At 44.8% G+C, this 25,547-nt stretch carries 17 protein-coding genes; 2 read left to right on the top strand and 15 right to left on the bottom strand.

Annotated features, from left to right (window positions below; all coding sequences use genetic code 11):
- Positions 1-164 precede the first annotated feature (164 nt).
- From prsT to prsK, 6 genes are all read right to left on the bottom strand, one after another.
- Complete coding sequence (prsT, locus tag H6995_05295) at positions 165-2,918, bottom strand: PEP-CTERM system TPR-repeat protein PrsT (protein MCP5214403.1); 2,754 nt, start codon at positions 2,916-2,918, stop codon at positions 165-167.
- A gap of 90 nt (positions 2,919-3,008) precedes the next feature.
- Complete coding sequence (locus tag H6995_05290) at positions 3,009-4,187, bottom strand: hypothetical protein (protein ID MCP5214402.1); 1,179 nt, start codon at positions 4,185-4,187, stop codon at positions 3,009-3,011.
- A gap of 92 nt (positions 4,188-4,279) precedes the next feature.
- A complete protein-coding gene (locus H6995_05285) occupies positions 4,280-5,014 on the bottom strand; it encodes an outer membrane lipoprotein-sorting protein (GenBank protein ID MCP5214401.1) in 735 nt (244 codons plus the stop codon).
- 160 nt (positions 5,015-5,174) lie between these two features.
- Positions 5,175-7,478 carry an MMPL family transporter gene (locus H6995_05280; GenBank protein ID MCP5214400.1) on the bottom strand — a complete coding sequence of 768 codons (2,304 nt, stop codon included), beginning with the start codon at positions 7,476-7,478 and terminating at the stop codon, positions 5,175-5,177.
- Positions 7,479-7,648: 170 nt separating this feature from the next.
- Positions 7,649-8,983 carry a PEP-CTERM-box response regulator transcription factor gene (prsR, locus tag H6995_05275; GenBank protein MCP5214399.1) on the bottom strand — a complete coding sequence of 445 codons (1,335 nt, stop codon included), beginning with the start codon at positions 8,981-8,983 and terminating at the stop codon, positions 7,649-7,651.
- 41 nt (positions 8,984-9,024) lie between these two features.
- Positions 9,025-11,118, bottom strand: a complete 2,094-nt coding sequence (prsK, locus tag H6995_05270; GenBank protein ID MCP5214398.1) for a PEP-CTERM system histidine kinase PrsK — start codon at positions 11,116-11,118, stop codon at positions 9,025-9,027.
- A 211-nt stretch (positions 11,119-11,329) separates the two neighbouring features.
- On the opposite strand from prsK, the gene H6995_05265 reads away from it, so the two are divergent.
- Positions 11,330-12,451 (top strand): 1-acyl-sn-glycerol-3-phosphate acyltransferase, encoded by a 1,122-nt coding sequence (locus tag H6995_05265; GenBank protein MCP5214397.1) that lies wholly within the window; start codon positions 11,330-11,332, stop codon positions 12,449-12,451.
- Here H6995_05265 and H6995_05260 read toward each other — a convergent pair.
- Complete coding sequence (locus tag H6995_05260) at positions 12,445-12,717, bottom strand: PilZ domain-containing protein (GenBank protein MCP5214396.1); 273 nt, start codon at positions 12,715-12,717, stop codon at positions 12,445-12,447. The two genes, H6995_05265 and H6995_05260, sit on opposite strands and share 7 nt — an antisense overlap.
- Before the next feature lie 426 nt (positions 12,718-13,143).
- Between H6995_05260 and H6995_05255 the strand changes: the two genes are divergently transcribed.
- On the top strand, positions 13,144-14,328 hold the full coding sequence (locus H6995_05255) for a cation transporter (protein MCP5214395.1): 1,185 nt from the start codon (positions 13,144-13,146) through the stop codon (positions 14,326-14,328).
- A 15-nt stretch (positions 14,329-14,343) separates the two neighbouring features.
- On the opposite strand, the gene rmuC is transcribed toward H6995_05255, so the two are convergent.
- From rmuC to H6995_05215, 8 genes are all read right to left on the bottom strand, one after another.
- Entirely contained in the window at positions 14,344-15,807 is a 1,464-nt protein-coding gene (rmuC, locus tag H6995_05250) for a DNA recombination protein RmuC (protein MCP5214394.1), read from the bottom strand.
- 171 nt (positions 15,808-15,978) lie between these two features.
- Positions 15,979-17,148 carry a sodium ion-translocating decarboxylase subunit beta gene (locus H6995_05245; protein ID MCP5214393.1) on the bottom strand — a complete coding sequence of 390 codons (1,170 nt, stop codon included), beginning with the start codon at positions 17,146-17,148 and terminating at the stop codon, positions 15,979-15,981.
- A gap of 19 nt (positions 17,149-17,167) precedes the next feature.
- Positions 17,168-18,952, bottom strand: coding sequence for a sodium-extruding oxaloacetate decarboxylase subunit alpha (gene oadA, locus H6995_05240; GenBank protein ID MCP5214392.1), 1,785 nt, complete (start codon positions 18,950-18,952; stop codon positions 17,168-17,170).
- Positions 18,953-19,045: 93 nt separating this feature from the next.
- Complete coding sequence (locus H6995_05235; GenBank protein MCP5214391.1) at positions 19,046-19,294, bottom strand: OadG family protein; 249 nt, start codon at positions 19,292-19,294, stop codon at positions 19,046-19,048.
- Positions 19,295-19,618: 324 nt separating this feature from the next.
- A complete protein-coding gene (locus H6995_05230; protein ID MCP5214390.1) occupies positions 19,619-20,653 on the bottom strand; it encodes an AraC family transcriptional regulator in 1,035 nt (344 codons plus the stop codon).
- A 178-nt stretch (positions 20,654-20,831) separates the two neighbouring features.
- Positions 20,832-22,172 (bottom strand): MFS transporter, encoded by a 1,341-nt coding sequence (locus tag H6995_05225; GenBank protein ID MCP5214389.1) that lies wholly within the window; start codon positions 22,170-22,172, stop codon positions 20,832-20,834.
- Positions 22,173-22,205: 33 nt separating this feature from the next.
- Positions 22,206-23,861: an alpha-keto acid decarboxylase family protein gene (locus tag H6995_05220; GenBank protein MCP5214388.1), complete on the bottom strand. Its 1,656-nt coding sequence runs from the start codon at positions 23,859-23,861 to the stop codon at positions 22,206-22,208.
- 166 nt (positions 23,862-24,027) lie between these two features.
- The gene (locus tag H6995_05215) at positions 24,028-25,467 is read right to left on the bottom strand and encodes an aldehyde dehydrogenase family protein (protein MCP5214387.1); all 1,440 of its coding nucleotides are present in this window, start codon (positions 25,465-25,467) and stop codon (positions 24,028-24,030) included.
- Between the last annotated feature and the right edge of the window lie 80 nt (positions 25,468-25,547).

Raw genomic sequence — 25,547 nt, 5'->3', positions numbered from 1 at the left:
ATCAAATTTTAAACTTTAGTTAACATATCAAATAAATAACTGTCGATGAACATAATGCACGGCCTGTGCCAAAAATATATATTCTTTAATTTTCAGCAACTTACAATATTTAAAATATAAATCATTTCATTACCCAAAAAAAAGTGTAAAAAAACCCGACGCTTCTATTTTATTCCTTCGCTTTTAAGCAATTTCTGATAAACAGGGTTCGTGATTTTTGCTACAACATCTTTCAACTCAGTCTGTTTACCTAGTCGATTAAGAACCACCGCAATATGATAAGCGATCTCTTGATTGTCTGGCAGATTTTCAAAAGCTTTTTTTAGAAGTTCCAAACCTTTCTCCAACTGCTCATTTTGTACTAAAGCCCAACCATAGGTATCCATTACTTCCGGACTCGCACCTCGTAATTTATAGGCTCTTTCAGCAAAATTTAGGGCTTCTTTAAATTCACCCACAGACACATGAAGATTGGCTAAATTATTTAACGCAGCTAAGTTATTTTTATCCGCTTCGAGTACTTTATGGTATTCATTTTTAGCGTCTGCAACTCTACTTTGCTTTTCCAAGAATGACGCTCGTAATATACGCGCATCAAAATGATTGGGATTTTTTGAAATATAGTTCTGTAACTGATTATCTATATCCTTTGTCTGATTGAGGTTAAGGGCCAGAATTGAGAGTTTCCTGAGCAGACCATAGTTTTCCGACGCACTATATGCCTGCTTATAAAGGCTAAAAGCTTTTTCTATTGTATTTTCCCGTAATGCTATATCGCCACTTAGCTCATGGTAAACGGCTTTCGAAATAGATGAGCCCGCCAAACTTCTTATTATTTCTTTCGCATCCTTAACTTGATTCGCTTGCAAAAGCAGGCGTACTTTGACAGCCGCCAATAGTGGAGCATCCCCATTTTGTCTTATAAGGTTATCTATCTCGCGCATTGCTGCAGTGATATCTGGCTGCTTACTCAACACTTCAACCAGAAACAAGCGAGTTCCAATATCCTGTGGATAGAGCTCCAGATAATGTCTGAGCTTATCCTCAACACCCAATAAATTGCCACCTGCTAATAGCGCTTTAGCACTGAGAATAATTCCTTTTTGAGACTTTTTATTGTTATTCTCATATTGTTGGGCAATATTTATCGCCCGGTCCGGTTCTCCATTATTAATATATATATTAATCAACGCTTCAACTGGCTCAGATGCGTTTGGCACAAGTTCACGTGCCTTCTGTAACCAAGTCACTGTAGAAGCTGCATCCCCTCGCATATCACCAATTAAGGCTAGTCCCATTATGCTCCCCAAATGGCTAGGCTTAACAGATAACACCTGTTTAAATTGGTTTTCGGCTTCGGCGTATTGTTTTTCCTGCACTGCAATTTCGGCCAGTCCTATGCGACTAAGGATAAATTCTTTATCCTTAGTCAGTGCTTCATTAAAATCTGATTTGGCTTGCTCAATATCGGCATTATGCTGATGAATCACTCCTCGAATGAATAAACGCTGAGCATCTTCAGGCTCCTTTTCTAAACCTAACCTAGCGTACTCCATTGCTTTATCGAATTGTCCACTTCGCACTAATGCCCAAATTAATAAAATTTCCCCTTGTTTATTTACTTGGGTTCCTTGTAATTCTTGCTCTAGACTTTTTGCGGCCACCTGGCTCTCACCAGTTAGAATATTCAGAATCGCTAATTGATTGACAGAAGCTGCTTCGCTTGGATTCAGCTCATTCGCATAAGATAGATTCTGCTTGGCTTTCGTTAGATCAGAGTTTAGTAAGTAGGCATCCCCAAGCATTTGGTAAAGGCCGGGATCCTCTGCATTTTTTACGGCAAGATTTTCAAGCAACCTTATCGCTAACTCTCCGTTACCTAAACGAATATAGGACTCCGCCAGCAATCGCTCAATATCAGGATTTCCAGGCGCTTGGTGCTGGTATTTTTCCAAAGTATTAACCGCCTGTTCAAAGTTCTCAAGATTAAAGTTAACAACTCCTAACAAGGCAATAGATTGAAGGTGATTCGGTAGTGCATTTAACACCTGCTCGAAGTGATTCTTTGCTTCGTCAAACTGTTTTTGTTGATAGCTAATTTTTCCTTTAATAAAATTTGCCAGCGGATGTCCTTTCTCCAATTGCAAAACACTGTCTACATCAACTTGAGCAAGTTGACTCTTTCCGATTGTGATATATAAATCGGCTCTCCTTAAAATGACATTTACATTCTCTCTGATGTCTATTGCTTTACTGTAATACTCTATCGCTCTATCGAAATCCTTTATATTCAGGTAGTAATCACCCGCCACTAAGTTCAAATCGAAACTCTTAGGGAATGAAGCCAGGGCTTTATTTAGGTTAACTAAAGTTTCATCTCCTCCTCCATGGAGTATTTTAATTTTTATTAAACCAGCACGGGCACTAGGGTTATCTTGTAGCGCAACGGATTTTTCTAATAATGAGCGTGACAACTCTAGATTACCTTGCTCCAAATAAGCGTTACCTAGCAAGGCTTGAGCACGACTCAAATTTCTTTCGTTAGCATACTTATTCAGATCTAAGTCACTAATAATTTTATTGAAATCTCCTCGAATATAGATACTTTCAAATAAATCGAGTTCGACTTGTGGATCGTTAATCCCAAGTTCAATGGCACGTGCCAATTCTTTTTCGGCTACATCCGCACTTCCGTTTAACAGATAAATTCTTCCCAAAAGCAACCTTGCTTCAGGATTATTAGGGTTCTTATTAGCAGCATTTTTTAATTCAATTATCGCGCTCACCAAATCGCCCTTATCTTGAAAATCCTTTGCCCTTTCAATATGTTCAATATCTGTGTAGTCAGCCCCACAGCCAGCAATGCCTAAAAAAATAAACAACAGCATATACTTATGCAAAGCTCTACAATTTTTCATCACTATATTCCTTGGATATGTTTATCTATATCACATTATAAGTACTGATCGATCTATTAACCCGCAAGCCAATAGCTGCTCACCGTTAAACTAGAAGTATTTTGAAATTTGAAACTCAATATAGTCATCATTTCGCAGATCAAAAAACAAATCCCTTTTATCCTGATTGGAGAATATTCTGGCTTCCAATGATATCTTCCAAGACTGCCCCAGCCTTCTGCTCGCTTCAAGATTGCCAAACGTCGCTTGTGTATCCGAATCGACTATAGCGCCCACCAGGACTTCTGTACTTTGTATATCATTGAGCACCCAGCGTACTCCGGTAAAAATATCGTTTTGGAAGGGGGACGTTGCTTTGTCATCACGGTCATCGAAATGATATTCGAGCAATAGACCCAGATCGGAGGCTGTGCCTAACACACCAACCAGTGAGTACTCAAAACCACCGACAAAGGCAGTATAGCGCCCCTGATCATTACGGCTGGAAATCAGTTCCAGTTTCCACAGCCAGTCACCTTTGGTTGCTTGCAAATCTAAGCTGGTTTGGTCTATTTGCTGGTAATGAGGTATAAGCACCAATTGCCCGGCATGTAACGACGGTACCAAATCTGGGGCGCGGCTGGTGCCGGAAAAATGCGCCAATCCGATATCCCAATCACCTATATAATGTCGCCAACGTACAGCAAAATCGACGTGCTTTTCCTCATCGCTAGCTTCATAGCTTGCATGGTCGGTGTCGACTACCAGAGATGTCCGCAGCCGCCCTTCTTCTCCCGCGAAGGTGCGTTCCCTAAAATAAGGCAGCACATAGAGTTCAAGCGTTCCCCAACTTTTTATGAAACTGAGGTTGACCATGGGTTGCCCGAGCTTATCTTCCGTATCGATATTTTCAACCAGATCAGTCTGATTTATCACATCAACTAAATGTTGTGATTCCGTAACACCCCAAAACACTTTGGCTACACCGACCTTTAATTCAACGTCCTGGAAGGAGCCACGCCAATAAAACTCTCTCAAGTCAGCATGGGAACGCTCATCATCCGAGGTGTCATAGCGTAAGAAAGGGCTAAAAACAATGCGTTGATCACCATCTGCCCAGTCGACATAAAACTCTGGCTCAATCGAGACTGAACCATTTTGGTCTTCTTGGCCGGGATAGTCCGCGCTCTGCAAAAAGGCCCTGGCTTCTAAACTAATATTTCCGGACAGCTCGATAGAATTGACCTGTGCATTTCCGATCCCACACCAGACCAAAGTTAATAGCACCAAATATAATTTTCCAAACCCTGATCGCAACCAGAAAGCAATCGCATAGCGCAGCATGCTGCCCATCCTTATATGATTTTTATCGCTGGGAAATATTACCGTATATTAGTCAAACTATTAAGGCTAAAGTCTTTTTCTGTGTAACCATTTTTGAATTGGAAATCATCCCATTTCAACAGGGTGCTCTTCCCAGTCTGATGATTAATCATCTCCATTTGATGAGGCCGCCAGTATTTAGCTAGATATTGTTGATAGTCCGCAAAAGTCAGCGTTTTTAACAAAGTGCGTTTTCGATCATAGTATTCTATCTTCCAGGGCCTATATTCATCCTTGTCTACCCATAAAAGCTGACGAGTATAACCTGACTTTTGATCAACAGGATAACGCGCCAGGACAAAAACCGGCATTCCATCCAACTCTTCATCCTGCAAGTAGCTATAGGAGTACTTTTCAACCTCCTGTGACGCCATATCCTCATAAGCAAATTCACTCCCCATAAAAGGTCCGGATTGATTACTAGAGGAAATGCGTTTAGTCCTTTTCAGAGCGGGCAAATAAAGCCATTGATCATCATTTTTTGTTTTATAGGAGAAGGTTAACAACGCGGCGCCCTTAACATCCAGGGGATCATCAAATACAAAAATGCTTTTATTACCCTCTTCCTGCTCAAGTACTCGGTTGCGTAATTTTCTGGTCGAAACATCGCCTTTACGGTTTTTTAGCACCATCTCCATGGTGGATGCGCTGTCTGCGAAACCAGCGTCCCTTCGATCCATTTCTACCGCTATCGCCAAGCCTTTCTCAACACTTGGTTCAGCAGCAATTGGCATGCCGAGAAAAAGTAATAACAACAGAATACTCAGTTTAATAGATCGCAATGGTTGCTCCTTAGCTGAGCTATCAGGTTAATAACAAATTTGTACAAATTAGATACCGCAAGGCCTGCTATAACATATCCCCTCGAAAACCTAATCACAAAGAATCTCTCAATTAATCTTTATCCACCAGCATTAATAAGGGTGGTAAAAATAAAAAATCAACAATCAATGCTAATACTATAGTAATCAGGGTTAATAGCGAGCTATCCGCGTTTAAGGCGAAATCCGACTGTGCCATGATAGCAAACCCTGCAGCCAAGGCGACGCTGGTGACGACTAAAGCCAGACCGACTGAAGTAAATGCGTATCGGACAGATTCTGCACTGTTGTATTTATAGTCCCTACGGGCTCGCAAATACTTGCTCATAAAATGAACCGTATCATCGACAATAATGCCCAATGTCATCGTCATGACGAGGGAAACTGCCATATTTACCTGTCCGACCCATAAAGCCCAAATCCCGAATGCCAGACCAGCTGGCAGCAGGTTCGGTAGCAAGCTAAGCACTCCATACTTCAGGCTTTTTAACGCAAAGATGAGAATGGCCGATATGATGAGCATTCCTACCAGAACACCATTTATCATTGTTTCTGTGGAACGCTTAAAGATATCGGCAAACATAACGCTGGCACCTACGCCGTAAGTAAACTGCTGAGGCGCATTCTTCTTCAGCCAACTTTCGCTTGCATCCCGAAAACTCTTTATCTCGTTGGTAGAAACATCACCAAGAGTTACCACTATCCGTGACGCTGATTTCGAGATGTTTATTTCATTATTCAGGTCACGGCCGAAGGGCAATGATAATTCGTAGAGCAATAGGTATTGCGATGCGAGTTCTTTGCTGTCCGGCAATCGATACCAGTTGACATCATCACCGTGCAGATTTTGATTTAACCGCTTCATAATATCGCTAAGGGCACTGACGTGCATCACTTCTGGGCGCTTGCGAAGCCATTTCGTAAAGGCTTCCAAATGTGCTAAATATTGAGGCTCAGTTACGCCGTTAGCGGCTAACGCTGGTAAAGAATATTCAACCGTGTATAACCCGGTAAGGTGCTTTAAACTGTAATCGCTATCTTGTCGAAACTGTATTTCCGGACCGAAAAACTTCACAATCTCATTGTTAACTTCATTTCTCGGAATTGCGGTCAGTAGTAAACCAAATATAACCAGCATGCTTAATAAAAACACCTTCCTATTTTTGATAACAACGTCCGCCAACCAGCCAAGTGCGGAAACGGAAACTATGTTCAACGTCTGCTTTGGCTGAAGTCGGAAGCAAGAGATAAAGGCGGGTAAAAAGATGACTGATAGCATGAATGCAGCGATCACACCCATTGCACTTATATTTCCAAAATCCTTAAAGGGGGGCACATCAACAAAATTTAGCGTTAAAAAGCCAACCGCGGTCGTTACGCTGGTAATGAGAATGGGTGAGAAGTTGATGATGAAGCTACTAATCAAAGCTTCGTTTTGAGTTTTGCCTTCTCGCATAAAGCCAAACATTGACACCAGAATATGAATGGCATCAGCAATAGCCAGGGTCATTATCATTGTCGGCGCGGCAATGGATGTGACCGTTAAAAACAAACCGCCCCAACCAGCCGCCCCCAATGCGACTAATACTGACAAGGTGACAAGCAAGACAACGGCAACCACCGCAACCACGGATTTAAGCAATAAGGCCACAACCAAAATAATGGTTAAATACATTAAGGGTGTTAAGTGGGTGGCGTCTTTGTTGCCAATCTCTTGAAAGGCTGTGTTAATCATCAGCTCGCCCGTAAGCCTGATTTCCAGGCTAGGATAAGTCTGTCGAATATCTGCTGCGAGCTGACGCACCTTAAGCGTCAGTTTTGCGAGTGCAGCCGGGTCAGCTTCCGGCATTTGAAAGGTAACCATTACCGCAGTCACCTTTGCATCCGGAGAAATTATTCGATTTAGCAAACGCGGCTCAGCTAGCGCAACTTTTTGTTTCGCCTTTATATCATTGGTACTGAAAGACTCAATATCGCCGAACAAATCTTCGACCACCAGTTCATCACCTTCAGCATAGGTATGCTGAAAGTTAATAATAGAATCTACTCGCGTCGAATAGGGAAGTTGCCAACTAGCATTGGTCAAGGTTTCAAGCGCGGTTAATGTCTCAGCATTAAATATGCTAGCGCTGGGATGACTGACAATAAAGAGAATATTGTCATTCTTAGTATAGGTGTTTTCGAGTTCTTCAAATGCCAGCAACTGAGGGTTTTCAGCACTAAAATAGGCACGATAATCGTCTACAAAATAAAGGTGTCGAGCTCCGCTGGCAATACCAACAGCCATCAGCAAAGAGCCCACCACCACCCATAGCCGATTTCGGATTAGCCAGAGGGCATACCGTTCCAACATTAAGTCGAATCGATTTTTATTCACCGAGGTATTCTGTTGTTTCAGGAAACGCCTTCCTTTATTTCCATGAGGAGCAGTTTTAAACCATTACGCCGTGAGCACCTGTCATTAAAATCGATAACAACCCTGCTCAAAGAAAACCTCACTTATTAAACAAAGCCGCCAATGCTGGTTCGTTTACCACTTGTCAATCATTAGCTGCTTTCCGCAATTCCATATTTACTCATGAGCGAGTAAAGTGTCGGCCTAGTAACACCCAGTAATTCTGCTGTTTTTGAGATATTCCCTTCGGTATACATCATGGCGCGACGAATCACATGACTTTCTGTCGACTCTCGAACTTCCTTAAGATTAAAGGGCATCGGCTGCTGGTCTTCGGATTCGAGTTCTAAATCTTCAGCGGTGATTTGTTTACCGTCAGCCATCACCACTGCTCTATTAATCCGGTTTTCCAATTCACGAATGTTCCCTGGCCAAGCATAATTATTAATAGCATCCAGGGCGTCAGTACTGAAACTGCGTATGGATTTGCTATGTCTCGCAGCATATTTATTCAGTAGTGATCGAGCAACAACGATTGCATCTCCTGGTCGGTCACGTAAGGGCGGAATATTAACGGTAATCTCACTGAGCCGGTAATAAAGGTCTTCACGAAATCGCCCTTCGCTAATTAGCTGACTTAGATCCTGATGGGTCGCACACAAAACTCTAACGTTAACGGGAATCTCAGCTCTACCACCAATTCGCTCAATTGTGCGCTCCTGTAGAAAGCGTAATAATTTTGCCTGCAACGCCATCGGCAGATCACCAATTTCATCAAGGAAAAAAGTGCCCCCGTCCGCATATTCGATTTTACCTTTGGTCTGTTTTACGGCACCGGTGAAGGCCCCTTTTTCGTAACCGAAGAGTTCACTCTCCAACAAATTTTCCGGAATTGCGGCGCAATTAATAGCCACAAAATTATTTTTTGACCGCGGGCTCATGGAATGAATGGCCTTCGCCAATACTTCCTTACCGGTCCCGCTTTCACCAAGCAATAAAGTAGTTACATCCGTCGGTGCAATCTTTTCAATAGTGCGGCACACCTTCAGCATTGTAGCGCTGCCAGCAATCACCCCGTCCAAGGGCATATCATCTTTCACATTCCTTGCCAAACGCTCATTCTCCTCTTCCAGTGCCAACAATTTAAACGCTCTCTCTATAATTAGCCCCAGCACCTCAGCATCAATCGGTTTCTGATAAAAATCATAGGCGCCAAGACCGACAGCTTTAACCGCATTTTCAATATCATCATTACCGGTGACGACCACTACTTTCGTTTGCGGCGCCAAACTCAGAATTTCCGACAAAGTTTGTAGTCCTTCGCTCGCGTTGGACTCATCAGGCGGCAACCCAAGGTCCAAAGTCACCACCTTAGGTTCATAACGTCGAAGTTCCTTAATAGCCGACTCTCTATCTCCGGCAATAATGACTTCGTAATCCTCAAAACACCATTTCAGCTGTTTCTGAATACCGGCGTCATCTTCCACCGCCAACAATACTTTCGTTTGCTTGTCATCTTTTGCTTTGCTCAAACTACGTCCCTCTCATTGCGCTTATTTTCCAGCGCTTGTTTTGCTAATGGTAATCGCAAAGTAAAGCGCGTGCCTTTGTTAGGTTCACTTTCAACTTCCATCTGACCACCGTAAGTGGTGACCAGCTGGCGTGCCTCAAACACGCCAATACCCATTCCAGCATTGCCTTTAGTCGTATCGAAAGGCCTGAAAAGACGCTCTCGTATAAATCGAGAATCCATCCCACAACCCGTATCAGTCACCTCAATAATAGCGCGACTATCGAGTTTATACAGACTCAAGCTCACCGAACCATTTTCTTGCGTCGCCTCTTGTGCATTCTGCACCAAATGCCCCAAAATGCTGACAAGTTTATCCTGATCACCGCTAACCAGCATATTTTCCTCTGTTTTGACGACCTTGGGTTTTGGCTTAGCCTTATTTTGCTGCTTAACCACTAATTCCAAAATTTCCTTCATATTAACAGTTCGCACCTTTGGCTCGATGACGTTGCCCTTGCGCAGCTGTCCGAGTAGACGGTTCATTTTATCCACTGAATTTGCCAGCGTATCAACCACATCATCAATAAACGCGGGATTCCGCTTATGCTTTTCTGCATTTTTCACCACTAACGACAGCTGTGCAACGAGGTTTTTTAAATCGTGTACGATAAAAGCAGACAATCGATTATAGGCCTCAAATTGTCGAGCATTTGCCAAGGCATCGCTAGTATCCATTAACGCCAAATAATTAGCCAACTGTTGCCCCACCGTTTTTAGCAAATCATGATCTTCCCAATTGATATCGCGGGTTGCCTGGGGTTGGACTAAAGCAATAAAACCATAGAGTTTCCCTTGCTGAATCAAAGGCACCACCAGCCATAGCATTGGCACTTTATCTTGCCACTCATATAAATTTAAGCCTTCGTATAGCTCTGGCGTTTGTAAATATTCAGGCAACTCAATAACCCACTGACATTGGCGTAAGAATGTCACCAGGGAGTCGCTCTCATCGACTGTTTTCATTTGCTCTATCACGACATTACATTCAGCCGAAATTCGATATTTCCCATCTTCCTGCTTTATCCAAAGTGCACCGCCGCCACTATCGACAATATTCAGCAGCACCTTAATACAGCCCTCTCTCAATGCCTGTTCCGACTCTCCAGCAGCCAAAGTGCGATTCAACTTCAGCCACTCATCGCGATAGTCATATTTATAGGTAAAAAAATGTTGGTTAAAAAATACTTTTACCGAAGCCCTAATCCTGCCTGAAGTGATCATCAACAAAAGAATTAAGCTCGAAATCACGACAAAAACAACCTGGGCTACCCTTCCCCAGGAGCCGCCAAACTCGCGTATATAGTAGCCTACAGTTGCCATGAGTAGCAGATAGATACCCGTAGCTAACAATGCGGTCGTGTGGTAAACCATGCTTCTAGAGACAAAAATGTCGACCGACCAATGCGGGTTGCGTGCTGCGGAAATAGCCACCATGGGTACGACAAAGGCGTTAACAATGCCACGCGCATCCCAAAGATCGGGATCAATTCGACCAAACAATAGTGCCTCACTATAAAGTACGAAATCATAGAGAAACATGACGCCAGCACCCAAACATAGAAGTTTTATCGTCCAGCGTAATTCGAGCCGGGTGTTGCGAAACAATTGTTCAACCAAAAAGAGGCCTACTATCGCCTGAACCACATGACTTAGAATTCGAAAATCAATCAGCGTGATACTCTTCAGCATCGCTCCAAATGCCGGAAATAGCTCAGCAACTATGGTTACCAGTGCTAATTCCAGATACCCCAGTACATAAAGATTCTTCCAGTGATGCTCTTTATTGAGTTTGGTATAACTTAGCAATTGCCAAATCATGGCTGACCATATTGCATTCCGTACGACTTCCAAAGCCAGGAAGTGTTTAAGTTGCAGATATTCGCTACTCCCGGCAAATGCTCCGGCCGCCGCCCATAGCTCCGATACAAGCACCACAGTGAGCAGCAAGCCACCTTTCATTCGACCGCGCCAGCTCGTGCATAAGAGCAACCCCAAGATCGCATAAAACACGGCGGTAATAATGTAGCTTGCAAAGCCAAATTGAGTCATTTAGAGTTCCAACGCTGATTTTCAGGTTATATTATAGTTGAACATCAGGGCTATGCAGCCTACTAAGCAGTAAATTGCTCGTAACCATAACCTTTTTATAATTAACCAATGCCAAAATAAAAATACTTGCTTTTGAGCAAGGGTTGACGAGGCTGATTTATCTTAATCGCTCCAATCAAGGAGACCTATCCCATTCGGGAATTACTAATCAATGACTAGTTTTGACGATATCCGGCCATTTCATGACGAAGAAGTTCAGGAAACCATAAAACGCCTGTTAGGTGATCCAGAATTTATCGCGGCCATCACGGCTTTTAAATTTTCCAACTGGCCAAAATGGTTGCGCAAATTAGCTCAGCCTTTGATAAAAATTGCACTCGATAGAGAACTGTCTGGGGTCAAAACTGTTGGCCAAGTACAGAACATTTGCAGCAAGTATCTCGATGAGGTTATTGAAAAAACTATCTCTAAAATCACTATTTCCGGCTTAGACAACCTCAAGTCGGGGCAAGCCTACCTGTTTATTTCCAACCACCGCGACATTGTGATGGATCCGGCGTTCGTCAACTATGCGCTATACCATAATGGCTTCGAGACGGCGCGCATCGCCATCGGTGATAATCTTTTACAGAAACCCTTTGTTTCAGATTTAATGCGCTTGAACAAAAGTTTTATTGTGAAACGCTCCGCCAGTGGCGTTCGTGAGAAAATGAATGCCTACACCAGCCTATCTCGCTATATCCACCACTCTATTCAAACGGGCTGTCCGATATGGATTGCGCAGCGCGAAGGCCGTGCAAAAAATGGTATCGATAAAACAGATCCGGCCATTATTAAAATGCTTTATATGGGCCAGAAAAAAGGAGAGCTTTCCTTTTCCGACTACATCAACTGGCTAAATATCGTACCGGTGGTCATCTGTTATGAGTACAACCCCTGCGACCGCTTGATTGCGAACGAACTCTATCAAGTTGAGCAGCATGGCCATTACCAAAAAGCACCCGGCGAAGACATTATCAGCATTGTCACCGGCATTACCGGAGACAAGGGACATGTTCACGTCGCCTTCGGCAAAGTGCTAAGCGGTGTTTTTCCAGATGCAGATTCAGTGGCGGATGAAATTGATCGACAAATTATCGCAAATACCGTGCTACACACATCTAACTATATTGCTGCGCAGCAACTTGATGCGACGCTTAATGTGGACCCGGCTCAGCTGCCGGAGGATAAAAAAGCCGCCTTTCTAGCTAGGCTAGCGCAATGCGACGATACCTTAAAGCCTTTTTTTCTGGCGCTCTATGCGAATACCTTCCTGCGCAAAACTAATTATTGATCAAGCATCATAAGGCCTAACCCGGAAGCCTCTTCGCGAACCACTCGCATACTTACCCAAGGTGCCACCTCGTCACCACCGACGTTCTGTACTTGTACACGGACAGTATCCCCTACTTTGGGAACCGTTTCTTGATCAAGCAACAAAAAAATACCACCGTCAGAAATATCGCGGGTAATCGCGTAGAGATGACCATCTTCCGAAAATTTTAAGCTGACTTTCAGTGGAACTTGAATGCGGGGGGAAGTACGTTGTTCTCTTGTCATTCAGGTTGGCTCACTCAATGCATTAATGAATTGTATTGCACATAACCATAGCCGATTTCATTAGATTGTGCGAATCACTAAAATATTATCCCTGATGAGGCTTGATGTATATCACTAGCATGCACAAAGATTATCCACAAATACTGTGGATAACTTTGGGGATAGCTTTTTTTTGCACACCTTAAATCCATACCTATATTGGCTTTGTCACAAATTGTTCATTTTTCGAGCACATTTTATATCCTTATTTATCATATAGTTACAGTTTTTTTCAACCACTTAGCCACATCATCTCTAATTCAACTTCATATAAGTAATCTAACTGGAGCAAATGAGCATAAGTCTCTCGATAAAATGGTTTATAGGCTCTGACAATGGTCGCTATAATACACCCCACTCTGAGCCTCAGAAAACCGAAGGAATAGCATGCAAAGCCAGTTCGCTGAGAATATGAAAATCGCCCATCGCGTCACTATCGTCGGAATGATCCTCGATACTTTCTTAGGCGTGGGGAAAATATTTATCGGTCTGATATCTTCCTCTCATGCCGTACTGATTGATGGCATACATTCATTGTCCGATATGGTAACCGATATTTTTGTCCTTATTATCACCCGCATTTCTAACAACGAACCCGACCGGGAGCACCCATACGGTCACGCCCGCTTCGAAGCGATCGGCACGGTACTTTTGGGCGGGACACTAATAATAGTGGCACTAGTTTTAGCCTACGAGAACATTGGGCGTGCTATTACAGGCACAGACATAGAACTCCCCACTTGGCCTGCCCTGGTAATTACCCTCATTTCAATTGTCAGCAAGGAGTGGATTTTCCATTACACACGCAGAGCAGGCGAGCGACTACGCTCCAATTTACTCATCGCCAATGCTTGGCACAGTCGTACAGACATGTTTTCCTCCGTTGTAGTATTAGTTGGCGTTGCAGGCGCCATGCTCGGAGTTGCCTGGCTAGATGCCGCAGCGGCAGCAGTCGTCGCTCTTATCATTGGCCAGGTCGGCACGAAACTTGTCTGGGATAGTATAAAAGAATTAGTTGATACTGGGCTTTCTAAAGAGGAAACCGACGAGATAAAAAAGGTAATTGTCTCAATGGAGGGAGTCCGTAGCGCCCACAATCTGCGCACCCGGCAAATGGGTTCTGATATATTTCTGGACGTTCACATTAGAGTCAACCCTAGGGTCAGCGTCTCAGAAGGACACCAAATCGGCGAATGGGTAACCAAGCGGTTATTAGAGCGGTTTCGCTCTATAAAAGATCTGACATACCATATTGATGCTGAAGATGACCGCCATACGGAAGTTAACGCCGGTGAAACGTTACTACCACTTCGGGAAGCGGTTATAGCTGAACTGGAAAATTGCTGGTCTCAGGTGCCTCATCTCTCGACAATCCAGAAAAGATACATTCTCCATTATTTGGACGACAAGATAGATATCGAGGTATTTTTCGAAGCCAATGCAAATGCACCTGAAAACGAAGATCCTGTCTCTTTACAGGATATTGCCGAATTGAAGGCTGCGCTGAATGAGCGGGGTAGTCAAATCCCTTGGCTTGGTCGGATAGAGGTATGGCTAGGCGCTAAATTATAGTCTTTGCAGACCGCTCTATTCATTTTCAGAAGTGGCGTTATCCAAAAACTCAAGCACTTCAAAATCCTGGTCGTTTTTTTCTAGTACCGCCTTGGGTAAAGTCTTACTGGTTTTCGCACCCAGCTCTCTGAGTGTCTCCGCCCTGCTGACTAAATTGCCGCGCCCGGACGTAAGCTTGTTATGGGCTTTATCATAGGCATCCTGAGCCTTATTCAGACGGAGCCCTACATCTTCAAGATCTTCGATAAAATTAACAAATTTATCGTATAAATAGCCCGCTCGTTTTGCAATTTCCTGCGCGTTTTTAGTTTGATATTCATTGCGCCAGATATGTTGAATTGTCTTCAAGGTCGCCAGCAAAGTGGACGGACCTACCAGAATAATATTATTCTCAAAAGCTCGGCTGAATAACTCTGGATCTTTTTGTACTGCCAGATTAAAGGCATCTTCCACTGGCAAAAACATCAAGACAAAATCGAGCGTTTGCACTCCGATGAGATTTTGGTAGTCCTTAGCACTTAAGTCCTTGATATGCTTTTGCAGTGACTGGACATGTAACGCCGCCTGTTGCTGACGCTCGGTCTCCGTTTCGACCGAAACGTAACGATGGTAGGCGGTCAATGTGACCTTGGAATCAATAATAACATCCTTGTTTTCAGGCAAGTGTACTACCACATCCGGCTGCAGCCTCGCGCCAGCTTCATTTTTCATGCTGACTTGAACATCGTACTCGCGCCCTTTCAACAAACCCGACGCCTCCAATATTTTCTCCAACTTCAACTCGCCCCAGGTTCCTTGAGTTTTACTTTCCCCTTTCAACGCATTGGTTAGATTAACCGCATCCACGCTGATTCGGCTATTCAACTCCTGTAAGCTTTTAATTTCTTTGACGAGAGAAAAGCGATCTTTGGACTCTTTGTCGTAGCTGTCCTCTACCCGTTTCTGAAAGTCTTTAATTTGTCCGCTCAGAGGTTTGAGTACAGATTCCAGGTTAACTCTGTTCTGTTCCGTAAACCTCGTGCTTTTTTCTTCAAAAATCTCATTAGCCAGATTCTTAAACTCTATGGTGAGCCGTTCTTTGGCCTCACTCAAAATTGCCAGCTTTTCCTCTGCCTGCTTGCGCTCACTCGAAAGACTGGTCAACAATTGCGCATTCTGTTCTCGCAGACTTACCAAATCGCGTTCATCCGCACTTTTCAACAATTTTAATTGGTCCAGCTGCTCCACCACCATTGTTAGCCTGGTGCTTGCTCGATCATATTCCGACTGTAAAGCAGCTAACTCAGCGTTCCGTTGTTTGAGATCTTCTTCAAATCGCAGATGGAGTTGCTGATGAGTTTGCCAATCATTCTGTGCTACCGTCAGCTTTTCCGTCAATACAGCCGCACGGCTGCGCATGATAAGCCAAGTGGTAACCCCTCCCAACCACAGCCCCGCCGCAATACTGAGCATAATGTGGGCTGAAAAGCCAAGGTTCATTAAAGTATCCATCGACAAAGCTTACCGCAAAAGAGAGATTCAGCGTAGCCAAAAACCTTCAGCAAACAAGAAGGCAACGGCATAAAAAATAGACGATAGCTGAGATCAGCATCGTGCAATAATTATTTGAGGCCTTTGTATAACGGTTGCGCCTGACAATACGGCGAAATACTAGCCAGCTACCATACTAATCATCACCCCTGCGGCTACAGCAGATCCAATAACGCCGGCAACATTTGGCCCCATTGCGTGCATCAGGAGATAATTATTCGGGTTCGCTTCCAGTCCAACCTTATTGGCGACTCGCGCAGCCATAGGTACAGCAGAGACGCCAGCAGCGCCAATTAATGGGTTAATCGGGCTTTTTGATAGTTTGTTGAGAAGCTTAGCCATCAACACCCCCGCCGCAGTCCCAATACAAAAAGCAATCATCCCCAAAGCTAATATGCCAAGCGTTTTAAGATCGAGAAATTTATCTGCACTTAATTTCGAGCCAACACCCAAGCCTAAAAATATGGTAACTATATTAATCAATGCATTTTGAGTCGTGTCGCTAAGCCGGTCAACCACGCCACACTCGCGCATCAAATTACCCAGACAAAACATGCCTAATAAAGGCGCCGCACTAGGTAAAAATAGCGCCACCAAAATCAGCACTATCAGCGGGAAAACAATTTTTTCTCTCCTCGAAACATGACGTAACTGCGTCATCTCAATGGCGCGTTCCTGTTTCGTCGTCAGTGCCCGCATAATTGGCGGTTGAATTAAGGGTACCAGCGCCATATAGGAATAGGCCGCAACCGCTATCGCTCCCAACAAATCTGGTGCTAATTTGCTGGCAACGAAAATAGCCGTAGGTCCGTCTGCGCCACCAATGATACCAATAGCGGCTGCATCAGCGATCGAAAAATCAATCACCCCTGTCACGGATAAACCAACTGCGCCCAAAACTGTAGCAAAAATACCAAATTGTGCAGCGGCGCCAAGAAAAAGAGTTTTCGGATTAGCTAAGAGCGGGCCAAAATCTGTCATGGCCCCGACACCCATAAAGATAATCAACGGGAAAACCCCTGTGGCGATACCTACATTGTAGATGTAGTAAAGCATGCCGCCGGGTGTTTCCAGGTGCCCAAACGCATCGTAGATCGGAGCTTCGCTAAACCCTGCGCCCGGAATATTGACTAATACAGCACCAAAACCAATTGGCAGTAATAGCAAAGGCTCAAACCCCTTGCGGATAGCAAGAAAGAGCAAAAGCAGCCCAACGGCGATCATCAAAAGTTGACCAGATGTTATTTGACTCAAGCCCGAACTCAGCCACAACCCATGAAGCGCATTCATTATTAGCTTCCTTAAGTTGTTAATTCAGTGTCAGCAAGGGACTACCCACGGCGACACCGTCACCCACCTTGACCAGCACATCAATCACTGATCCTGCTCGCCCTGCTCTTACCTCCGTCTCCATTTTCATGGCTTCCAGTATAATAATGACATCGCCCTGCTGCACATGATCGCCATTACCGACATTCACCTTGATAATATTTCCTGCTAAGGGCGCTTTGACTGTCATCACATCCGCTGCACTTGAAGTCGCAGATTTTGATGTCAAGTTCGCGGTGTTCAGCGATTCAATATCACCACCCTCAGCAACTTCCACCACATAGCGTTCACCATTGACAGAAACAGTGTAGACTTCCTTACCAGCAGCGGGTGACGTCGCTGCAGGCACCTCAGTTGCCGGCGATTCAGCCGAAGGAACCGGCTCAAAAGCATCCGCACTACCTCGATTTTGCAGAAATTTGAGGCCAATCTGTTGGAATAATGCGTAGGTCAGGACATCATCTACCTGGTGCTCAGAAAGTTTAATCGATTCTTTTTGCGCCAGACTAGTCAACTCAGTGGTTAATTTATCCATCTCCGGTTGCAGCAAATCAGCAGGCCGACAAGTGATTGCCTCGGCTCCGTCGAGTACTTGTGCTTGTAGCTCAGTGTTGACTGGGGCAGGCGTAGCGCCATACTCACCCTTCAAAACACCGGCAGTCTCCTTTGAAATCGATTTGTAACGCTCTCCGGTTAAAACATTAATGACCGCTTGAGTGCCAACAATCTGTGATGTGGGCGTCACCAAGGGGATATAACCTAAATCCTTTCTCACCCGTGGAATTTCTTCCAAAACTTCATCTAACTTATCCGCTGCGTTTTGCTCTCGCAGCTGACTTTCCATATTGGTCAACATCCCGCCAGGAACCTGGGCAACTAATATACGAGAATCAGTGCCTCGCAAGGAGCCCTCAAACTTTGCATATTTCTTACGCACTTCACGGAAATAAGCGGCAATCTCCTCCAGCAGATTAATATTTAACCCGGTATCCCGATCAGTGCCTTCGAAAATCGCCACTACTGATTCTGTAGAAGAATGACCGTAAGTCATGCTCATCGAAGAAATAGCAGTATCCACATTATCAATCCCTGCCTCAACGCATTTCACGATAGTTGAAGTGGACAGCCCAGTGGTAGCATGGCATTGCATATGAATAGGAATATTCACTGCTGCTTTTAAGCGCGTCACCAACTCATAGCCTTCATAGGGACGCAACAGCCCTGCCATATCCTTAATGGCAATGGAGTGGGCACCTATATCTTCAAGTTGGCGACCTAAATCAACCCACAAATCCATCGTGTGAACGGGGCTTACTGTATAAGAAATGGTTCCCTGGGCATGTTTGCCCTGTTTGATAACAGCTTTTACTGCCGTTTTCAGGTTTCGCACATCATTCATCGCGTCAAATACACGAAACACATCGACACCATTAACCGCTGCTCTTTCAACAAACTTTTCCACCACATCATCAGCGTAGTGTCGATAACCGAGAATATTCTGGCCCCGGAACAGCATCTGCTGCGGAGTGTTCGGCATCGCAGCCTTTAATTCGCGGATACGTTCCCAAGGATCTTCGCCTAAATATCGTATACAGGCATCGAAGGTTGCGCCACCCCAGGACTCGAGCGACCAGAACCCGACTTGATCCAACTTTTCAGCGATGGGCAACATATCATCTAAGCGTAGCCGGGTCGCAAATAGTGACTGGTGTGCATCTCGCAGTACAACATCGGTTATACCGAGCGGTTTTTTTACATCACTCATGAACAATGTACCCTTTTATCAAATCTATTCTCATTTCAAATGCTAATTTTGAAATACTTCAACCGTTTCTTGGTTTGAATAATGGTTAACTTACTATTTTTTCTTATTTTTACGGTGCAGATGAATTGCTGCGGAGATAACTGAAATAAGCCGGACATCCGAATTCTGCGTTTTTACTATCCTCTGAGAAATTGTCGGCTCAATTTCTGCTTCAGGGAAGAATTTCGCTATCGCCTTCGACATCGTATAGGTGGATAGCACCAAAACACCTAAGAACAAAAATACCGTGCCCATACCGTAGGCCAAAAGCATTAAACCTTGATCTAATAGACTACCCGTCACACAAAATTCCAATGAGTTAGGTTATAAATATTTTTTTATCGTTTCTAGCAAGCTAAAAAGCTGGCCATAAATTACCCTTTATTTTTAGCTTTGGCAAATGAATACCTTCCCCTTCCCAAGATATTGGACTCGAGAAAAAACATTCTTAGCAACCGAGTTATAGCCGTAGAGGTGAAACGTAATTCCGCTTTATCATTAACAATATCAGGCCGCTAAGCGAACTCCGCTCTACAACGTTTTTTCAAGTAATCACAAGAATGAATGATAGCAACAAGGAGGTAAAACAAAAATATTATACGAGTATTTTTATTGTTAATTTTACCATTATTTTTTTAATGTATCTGAAGGCGACTCACCAAAGCGCTGTTTGTATTCAACTGAAAATTTACCCAATTGAGTAAACCCCCAAGCGAGCGCTATTTCAGTGACACGGTGACGACTTGGGTCCGCACTCTTTAATTCTTTGTGGACACGCTCCATACGTACCGACTTGAGGTACTTCATAGGGGAGGTACCTTTGTAACGTCGAAAACCCTCCAGCAAGGTTCTGCCACTAACGCCTGAAACATCCACCAATTGCGATAGCGTAATCGCCTCTGCACTATGCTCGTTCACATAGTCTTCGACATAATGCACATAATGTGGCGCAACCGTGGGTTTTCTTGATGCCAATTCAGCTGAATAATTGTTGGGCTGAGCGTTTAACAACACCCACATTAACATTTGCTCATATTGAGAATAGCCCAAGGGGGCAATATTCAACAATGACTGACCATTCTCCAGCTCCGCAACTAACCACTGCACCATATTCCAAAGTGAGGCACTCGCTGGTGAATAAAGATCGAGGCCTACCCTGAAGTCAAGTGGACGCTGCAAATCTTGGCCAAGCATCATGCTCAAATGCCGCTCTAAAGCAAGACGGTTAATTTTAATTAACAGTTTCGAGCATTCAGCATTCCAGCGTGTTGAAAACTGCTGGTAGGGGCCAGCCACCACGCCAGAACCCATATTCGTTGTCACTTTGACTTTACCGTATTGGGTTTCCGAAATACCGGACAAAGGTATCTCGATAAGAAAAAAGTCCAACCGCTCAACATTAACGCTGGCCTCAGCGCCATAGAGCAAATAATTAATAGAAATATCTGATAGCGGCGCGTGATGGAAAACCGCACTTTGGCTGGCACTTGATTTATTCAGCACCTTACAGTTGTGCGGCAACAGAACGTTACCGATATGTCTGCTCAGCTCTTCAAAATCATGGGTATTGCATAGCTCCCGTCCCTGTAGTGGACGAGTATTATACAGCGGACTGTGGTTGTCCCCGGTCAGCTCAAAGCCTGTCATTCTGGGATAATTCATCAGTAATCAACGTGTACGACTATGATTTAAATCAAACCAAGGTATATCTTAAATCCCCGTTGAAGTCAACCGCTCTGATTCCACAAAAATAATTTAACCATATGATTTTATTAAAAATAACCCGCACAGCAAGATCTAAAAATACTTATCCACCCGCTCTCTGAAGAGAAAAACCAACCTAAGCCTGCTGCAAGTCACTCACGGTTTTTCTGAAAGCGGCCAAACCGCGCGCCATCAATACAACGGCAATCAGTGCCGCCGCGCAAGCGACAATAGCCATAGAGTATCCAACTAATTGCTCGTCTTTAAACAGATAGTCGGTCGATAAGGCAACTAGGCTGGAGCCCCCGGTAATGCCAAATAGGTTCATGAAAAGGAAAAACAAAGCTGTCACCTGAGCCCGCATCTGGTTTGGCGCCATCCACTGTAAAGCAGCCGCAGATGTCGCCATCGGAAAGCTCGCAAAATAAAGCGCAACACCCAATACTATTAATGTCGTGGTTAAATTAGGCATAAAGGGAAACAGCGCCGCAGGAATTAGTGCACCAACACCGCCCACAATAGCAGCGATTAACGCCGCATCGGTTCGACCTCGCTTTGTGAAAAAGTCGATCAGCCAGCCGCTAGTGAGAACACCACCCACATTACAGACTAACACGAGTGTCCCCAGATAAAGCCCAACCTCGCGAGTAGTTAGCTCAAAATTACGTAAAAAGAAAGCCGGCGCCCAAGACATTAACGCATAGAGCACCAACGCTAGCAGGCCAAAGCCTACATAATGCGCAGTAAAAGAACCTTTGTTTTGCCCTATGTACGCAAACACCTCACCGATGGAATAGCCACTATCTCCCTGTACAACACCCTTGCGTTCGGGATCTTTAACGGTAAGAAAAAATAGTGCCGCGATCAACAGCCCGGGTAAGCCCACGATAAAAAAAGTCATTTGCCAGGGCTTCACCGTTCCGATAATCGGCATTTCGACAATACCTATCTTGGTAACCATCTCAATAGCGACACCACCGATAATATAGGCCAGACCCGCCCCCAAAAAAGAGCCCATGGAGTAAACACCCAACGCCACCCCCAGCTTGGATTTTGGAAATGCGTCCGTGATCATTGAATAAGCAGCCGGAGACAGAGCCGCCTCACCCACCCCCACCGCCATGCGTGCGGCGAAGAGCTGAAAAAAACTTTTGGCAGTACCACATACCGCTGTAGCAATACTCCAAACGGCAATACCGATAGCAATAATCACAGGGCGGGATTTGGTGTCTGCCAAGCGAGCGATCGGCAAACCCATCACCGCATAAAAAATCGCAAAAGCGAGACCATGAATCAGACTAAACTGCGTGTCTGATATATGCAAATCAGCACGAATCGGCTCAATTAAAAGGGCAACAATCTGCCGGTCAACAAAAGAAAATAAATAGGCGATCATGCAGAGCACCACCATATACCAAGCTGTACCCAAGGACTGTGGTTGCTCTTTTAAATTGCTATCGATATCCTCACTAGCCATCATTATTATTCTCCGGTGTTTAAATTTATTGTTCTATTTACCGCGCAGTGTTTCACTCATCAACGTAAAGGCTTCGGAGGCGTCCCAAGGGTCTACATGTACTTCTATGATCAGGGGGCCTGGACCTTGATAACTATCTGCAAGGATTAATGCTTCCTCCAAATCACCCTCGGTATGCACATCCACACCCTGCCCGCCAAAAGCTTCCGACAATTTGTGGTACTTCCAATCGGCGATATCATTGAAGGGTCCATCGTGAATCAGGCGTTCCGCAGTATAACCTTTATTATTAACCACAAAAATTATCGGTGCTTTCGCATAACGTGTCATGCTCGACAATTCCTGTGCCGTCATTTGAAAAGAACCATCCCCTTCCAGCGCAATAACACGCTGCCCCTCGTTTGCCGCAAAACAAGCTCCCAACGTCGCCCCAAACCCCATACCGATAGACGCCCAATAACAGGAGGCGACATAATTAACACCTTCCGGCAATTGTAAATGGCTGGCATTAATTGCACACCCAGCATCTGCGCAAAGAATATCTCCAGGTTTTATAAAATGCACCATACGGTCATAGAAGCGTTTATTGCTCATGGCTGCGTTTGGCATTGCTTCATATACGGCGTTCGGTTTATGTGAAAATCCCTGCACAGGCCGATTCTGCTCTACATCCTGGTTATCAGGTAAGCTCTCTAACAGACCATTAATGAAATCAGTAATCCGAACACCATCATAGCAGTGACCCGACACAGTTACCTGATTCTCCAGCACTTTAACAACTTGCTGATCCGTCAGCTTAGCGGTAAATCCGCCCAGATTAAAATCGGATGGTACTGCGCCTAAAAAGATAACTGTATCGGCCCCTTCAACAAAGTTTTTTACCTCTGTCAAACTGCCCGCACCCTGATACAGACCAATACATTCCGGCATATGCTCAATAAAGTCAGCCTTTCCTATAAACATAGTACCAACGGGAAGGCCTTTCTTTTTCACTAGATCAACAACCTGCTCCTGCAAATTAGATCGATGAATTTCATGCCCGGGTAGGAGTACAGTTCTGGAGCCTTGCCGGATGCGCTCCGCAACCACACGCACGGCGTCAGCTAACGCGGTGATATCGCTTAATCCTGGTTCTAGGATAAATGGCCCTGGAGCTTCGCAAGCGGTGGTTTGAATGTCTCGCGGTATTTCTAAGTAAACTGGCTTTTTCTCAGTCAGGCAGATGCGTAGCGCCTCATCAATTGCAGCTGTCGCCTGTGCAGGATCATCCAACAGTTTTGTATGCACGGTTACCTGCTCAAATATTTTCATAGAGGCGTCGTACTTATTCGGCAACAAATGATGCAGTATCGGCTGTGTTTTATAGGATTCCGTTTCAGGGCCGCCGGAAATAAAGACCACCGGGACTCGCTCGGCAAGTGCGCCAGCCGCCGCATTAACGAAACTAAAGGCGCCGGGGCCATAGGTTGCAGCAACTGCAGCCAACCCACGCAGTCGCGCGTAACCGTCTGCAGCATAACCTGCATTAAGCTCATTACAGGCCGCCACATGAGAGATGCCACTGTCGTCCATTTTCTGGAAAAACGGCAGAATAAAATCACCGGGAATACCAAACACATGATCAACCCCTAAGGACTTGAGACGGGTTAGCAAGTAATCAGATACGGTCATGGTTTTATCATCTATCATTTTAATTTCACCTCAGGCCTACGGTTAGCCTTACTAATTGCACCAACAATAATAATGCTCGTATATGCTCTATAAATAACGAAATGGGCCTTTAGCACGGCCCATTTCAATGCATTTATGGTACAGAAAGTAATTAAGGAAACGCTGCTTAATATTACTTCCTGTTTTATACCTTTGGATTATTCACCGTAATCCACTTCCATTCGGTGAGTATATCCAGTTCTGCTTCTGTTCCTTCACGACCGAACCCACTTAGTCCTGAACCGCCGAAGGGTGGATTAGGCTCATCCTGAATCGTTGCACGGTTAATATGGACAGCGCCGGACTTTGCTTGCTGCGCCATTGACAGCGCTTTTTCAATATCCCGTGTAAAGATAGAGAAACTCAGGCCGTACTCGGTATCGTTCGCTTTTTCCATGGCTTCGCCAATCGTGTCAAACGTATACAGGCTAGTCACTGGGCCAAAGGTTTCGTTACGGCAAACATCCATACTTTCATTCACACCACGTAGGATTGTTGGGCGACAACGATTACCCACCCACTCGCCGCCACAAAGCAGTTCAGCGCCTTTCGCCTTAGCTTGATCCACATGAGCACGCACTCGATCACGCTGCCTTGGGCTGATAATCGGTCCAACAAAAGCTTCTGGAGACCGCAAATCGCCCATGCTGACATTATTCGCAGCGGCGACAAATTTTTCAGTAAACTCATCAGCGATCGTGCTCTGCAATAGAATACGACTGGAAGCCATACAGGCTTGACCCTGGAAGAAGAAAATGCCGAACACTGCAGCCTGCACGGCAGCATCAATATCCGCATCTTCCAAAACGATCAGTGGGCTTTTACCACCTAATTCCAGTGTGATAGGTTTAAGATCCTTAGCCGCCAGTTCCGCCACATGCTTGCCGACAACGGGCGAGCCGCAGAAAGTAATTGCGTTCACTTGCTTATGCGAGGTCAACACATCACCAATTTCAAAGGGGTTGCCCGTAATAACGTTAAACAGGCCAGCTGGCACACCCGCCTCATGCAGTGTTTGCGCAAACTTAATTGAAACTTGCGAGGCAAATTCGGAGGGCATATGTACTACGGCGTTACCACAGGCCAAAGGCATCGTGCCCTGCTTAGTGACCTTTAGCAACGGCACATTAAACGGCGAAATCGCCGCAACCACACCTACCGGTGAACGTACTGCCATGCTAAATACGTCGGGGGATTCGGAGGGAATGACTTCACCTCGAATTCGACGCGGCACGCTGGCAATGGCGCGCAGTGCGTTAATGCAATAATTGACTTCGAACTGGGCTTTAAATATCGGGGAGCCCACTTCATCAACGAGGATATCCAAGTACTCCTGGCGATCCCGCTCGACCAAGTCAGCCGCGCGCAAAAACCAGATTTCACGCTGGTGAGCCAGCAGACCTTTATTCGCATGAAAAGCCTCTTTGGCAACTTGCACCGCTCTATTAATGTCATCAGCAGTACCACTCGCTATTCTTGAATAGAGAGAATCATCTGAAGGGTTAAAATCGTCCAGATAAACTCCCGATGAAGGCGGCGTCCATTCCCCACCAATCCATAATTCAGTTTGTTTTACATCAGCCATTTCAACTCGCCTCCTAATTGACTTCTCATTTGCCGTGCGTAGCAGCGGAGAAAATATTAATCCTGCTTGAAAAACACACT

The sequence above is a fragment of the Pseudomonadales bacterium genome (genome assembly GCA_024234615.1).
Classification (GTDB): Bacteria; Pseudomonadota; Gammaproteobacteria; order Pseudomonadales; family IMCC2047; genus JAJFKB01.
Note: the sequence above shows the minus strand (reverse complement) of the source record. Positions and strands in the feature narration are given on the sequence as shown.

What these genes read in the sequence shown, in the direction of transcription:
- H6995_05245 (MCP5214393.1), bottom strand. Translation starts at nt 17,148, where the DNA reads ATGAATGCGCTTCATGGGTTGTGGCTGAGTTCGGGCTTGAGTCAAATA.
- H6995_05285 (MCP5214401.1), bottom strand. Translation starts at nt 5,014, where the DNA reads ATGCCAATTGCTGCTGAACCAAGTGTTGAGAAAGGCTTGGCGATAGCG.
- H6995_05265 (MCP5214397.1), top strand. Translation starts at nt 11,330, where the DNA reads ATGACTAGTTTTGACGATATCCGGCCATTTCATGACGAAGAAGTTCAG.
- oadA (MCP5214392.1), bottom strand. Translation starts at nt 18,952, where the DNA reads ATGAGTGATGTAAAAAAACCGCTCGGTATAACCGATGTTGTACTGCGA.
- H6995_05215 (MCP5214387.1), bottom strand. Translation starts at nt 25,467, where the DNA reads ATGGCTGATGTAAAACAAACTGAATTATGGATTGGTGGGGAATGGACG.
- H6995_05220 (MCP5214388.1), bottom strand. Translation starts at nt 23,861, where the DNA reads ATGATAGATGATAAAACCATGACCGTATCTGATTACTTGCTAACCCGT.
- H6995_05225 (MCP5214389.1), bottom strand. Translation starts at nt 22,172, where the DNA reads ATGGCTAGTGAGGATATCGATAGCAATTTAAAAGAGCAACCACAGTCC.
- H6995_05260 (MCP5214396.1), bottom strand. Translation starts at nt 12,717, where the DNA reads ATGACAAGAGAACAACGTACTTCCCCCCGCATTCAAGTTCCACTGAAA.
- H6995_05230 (MCP5214390.1), bottom strand. Translation starts at nt 20,653, where the DNA reads ATGAATTATCCCAGAATGACAGGCTTTGAGCTGACCGGGGACAACCAC.
- H6995_05255 (MCP5214395.1), top strand. Translation starts at nt 13,144, where the DNA reads ATGCAAAGCCAGTTCGCTGAGAATATGAAAATCGCCCATCGCGTCACT.
- rmuC (MCP5214394.1), bottom strand. Translation starts at nt 15,807, where the DNA reads ATGAACCTTGGCTTTTCAGCCCACATTATGCTCAGTATTGCGGCGGGG.
- prsK (MCP5214398.1), bottom strand. Translation starts at nt 11,118, where the DNA reads ATGACTCAATTTGGCTTTGCAAGCTACATTATTACCGCCGTGTTTTAT.
- prsT (MCP5214403.1), bottom strand. Translation starts at nt 2,918, where the DNA reads ATGAAAAATTGTAGAGCTTTGCATAAGTATATGCTGTTGTTTATTTTT.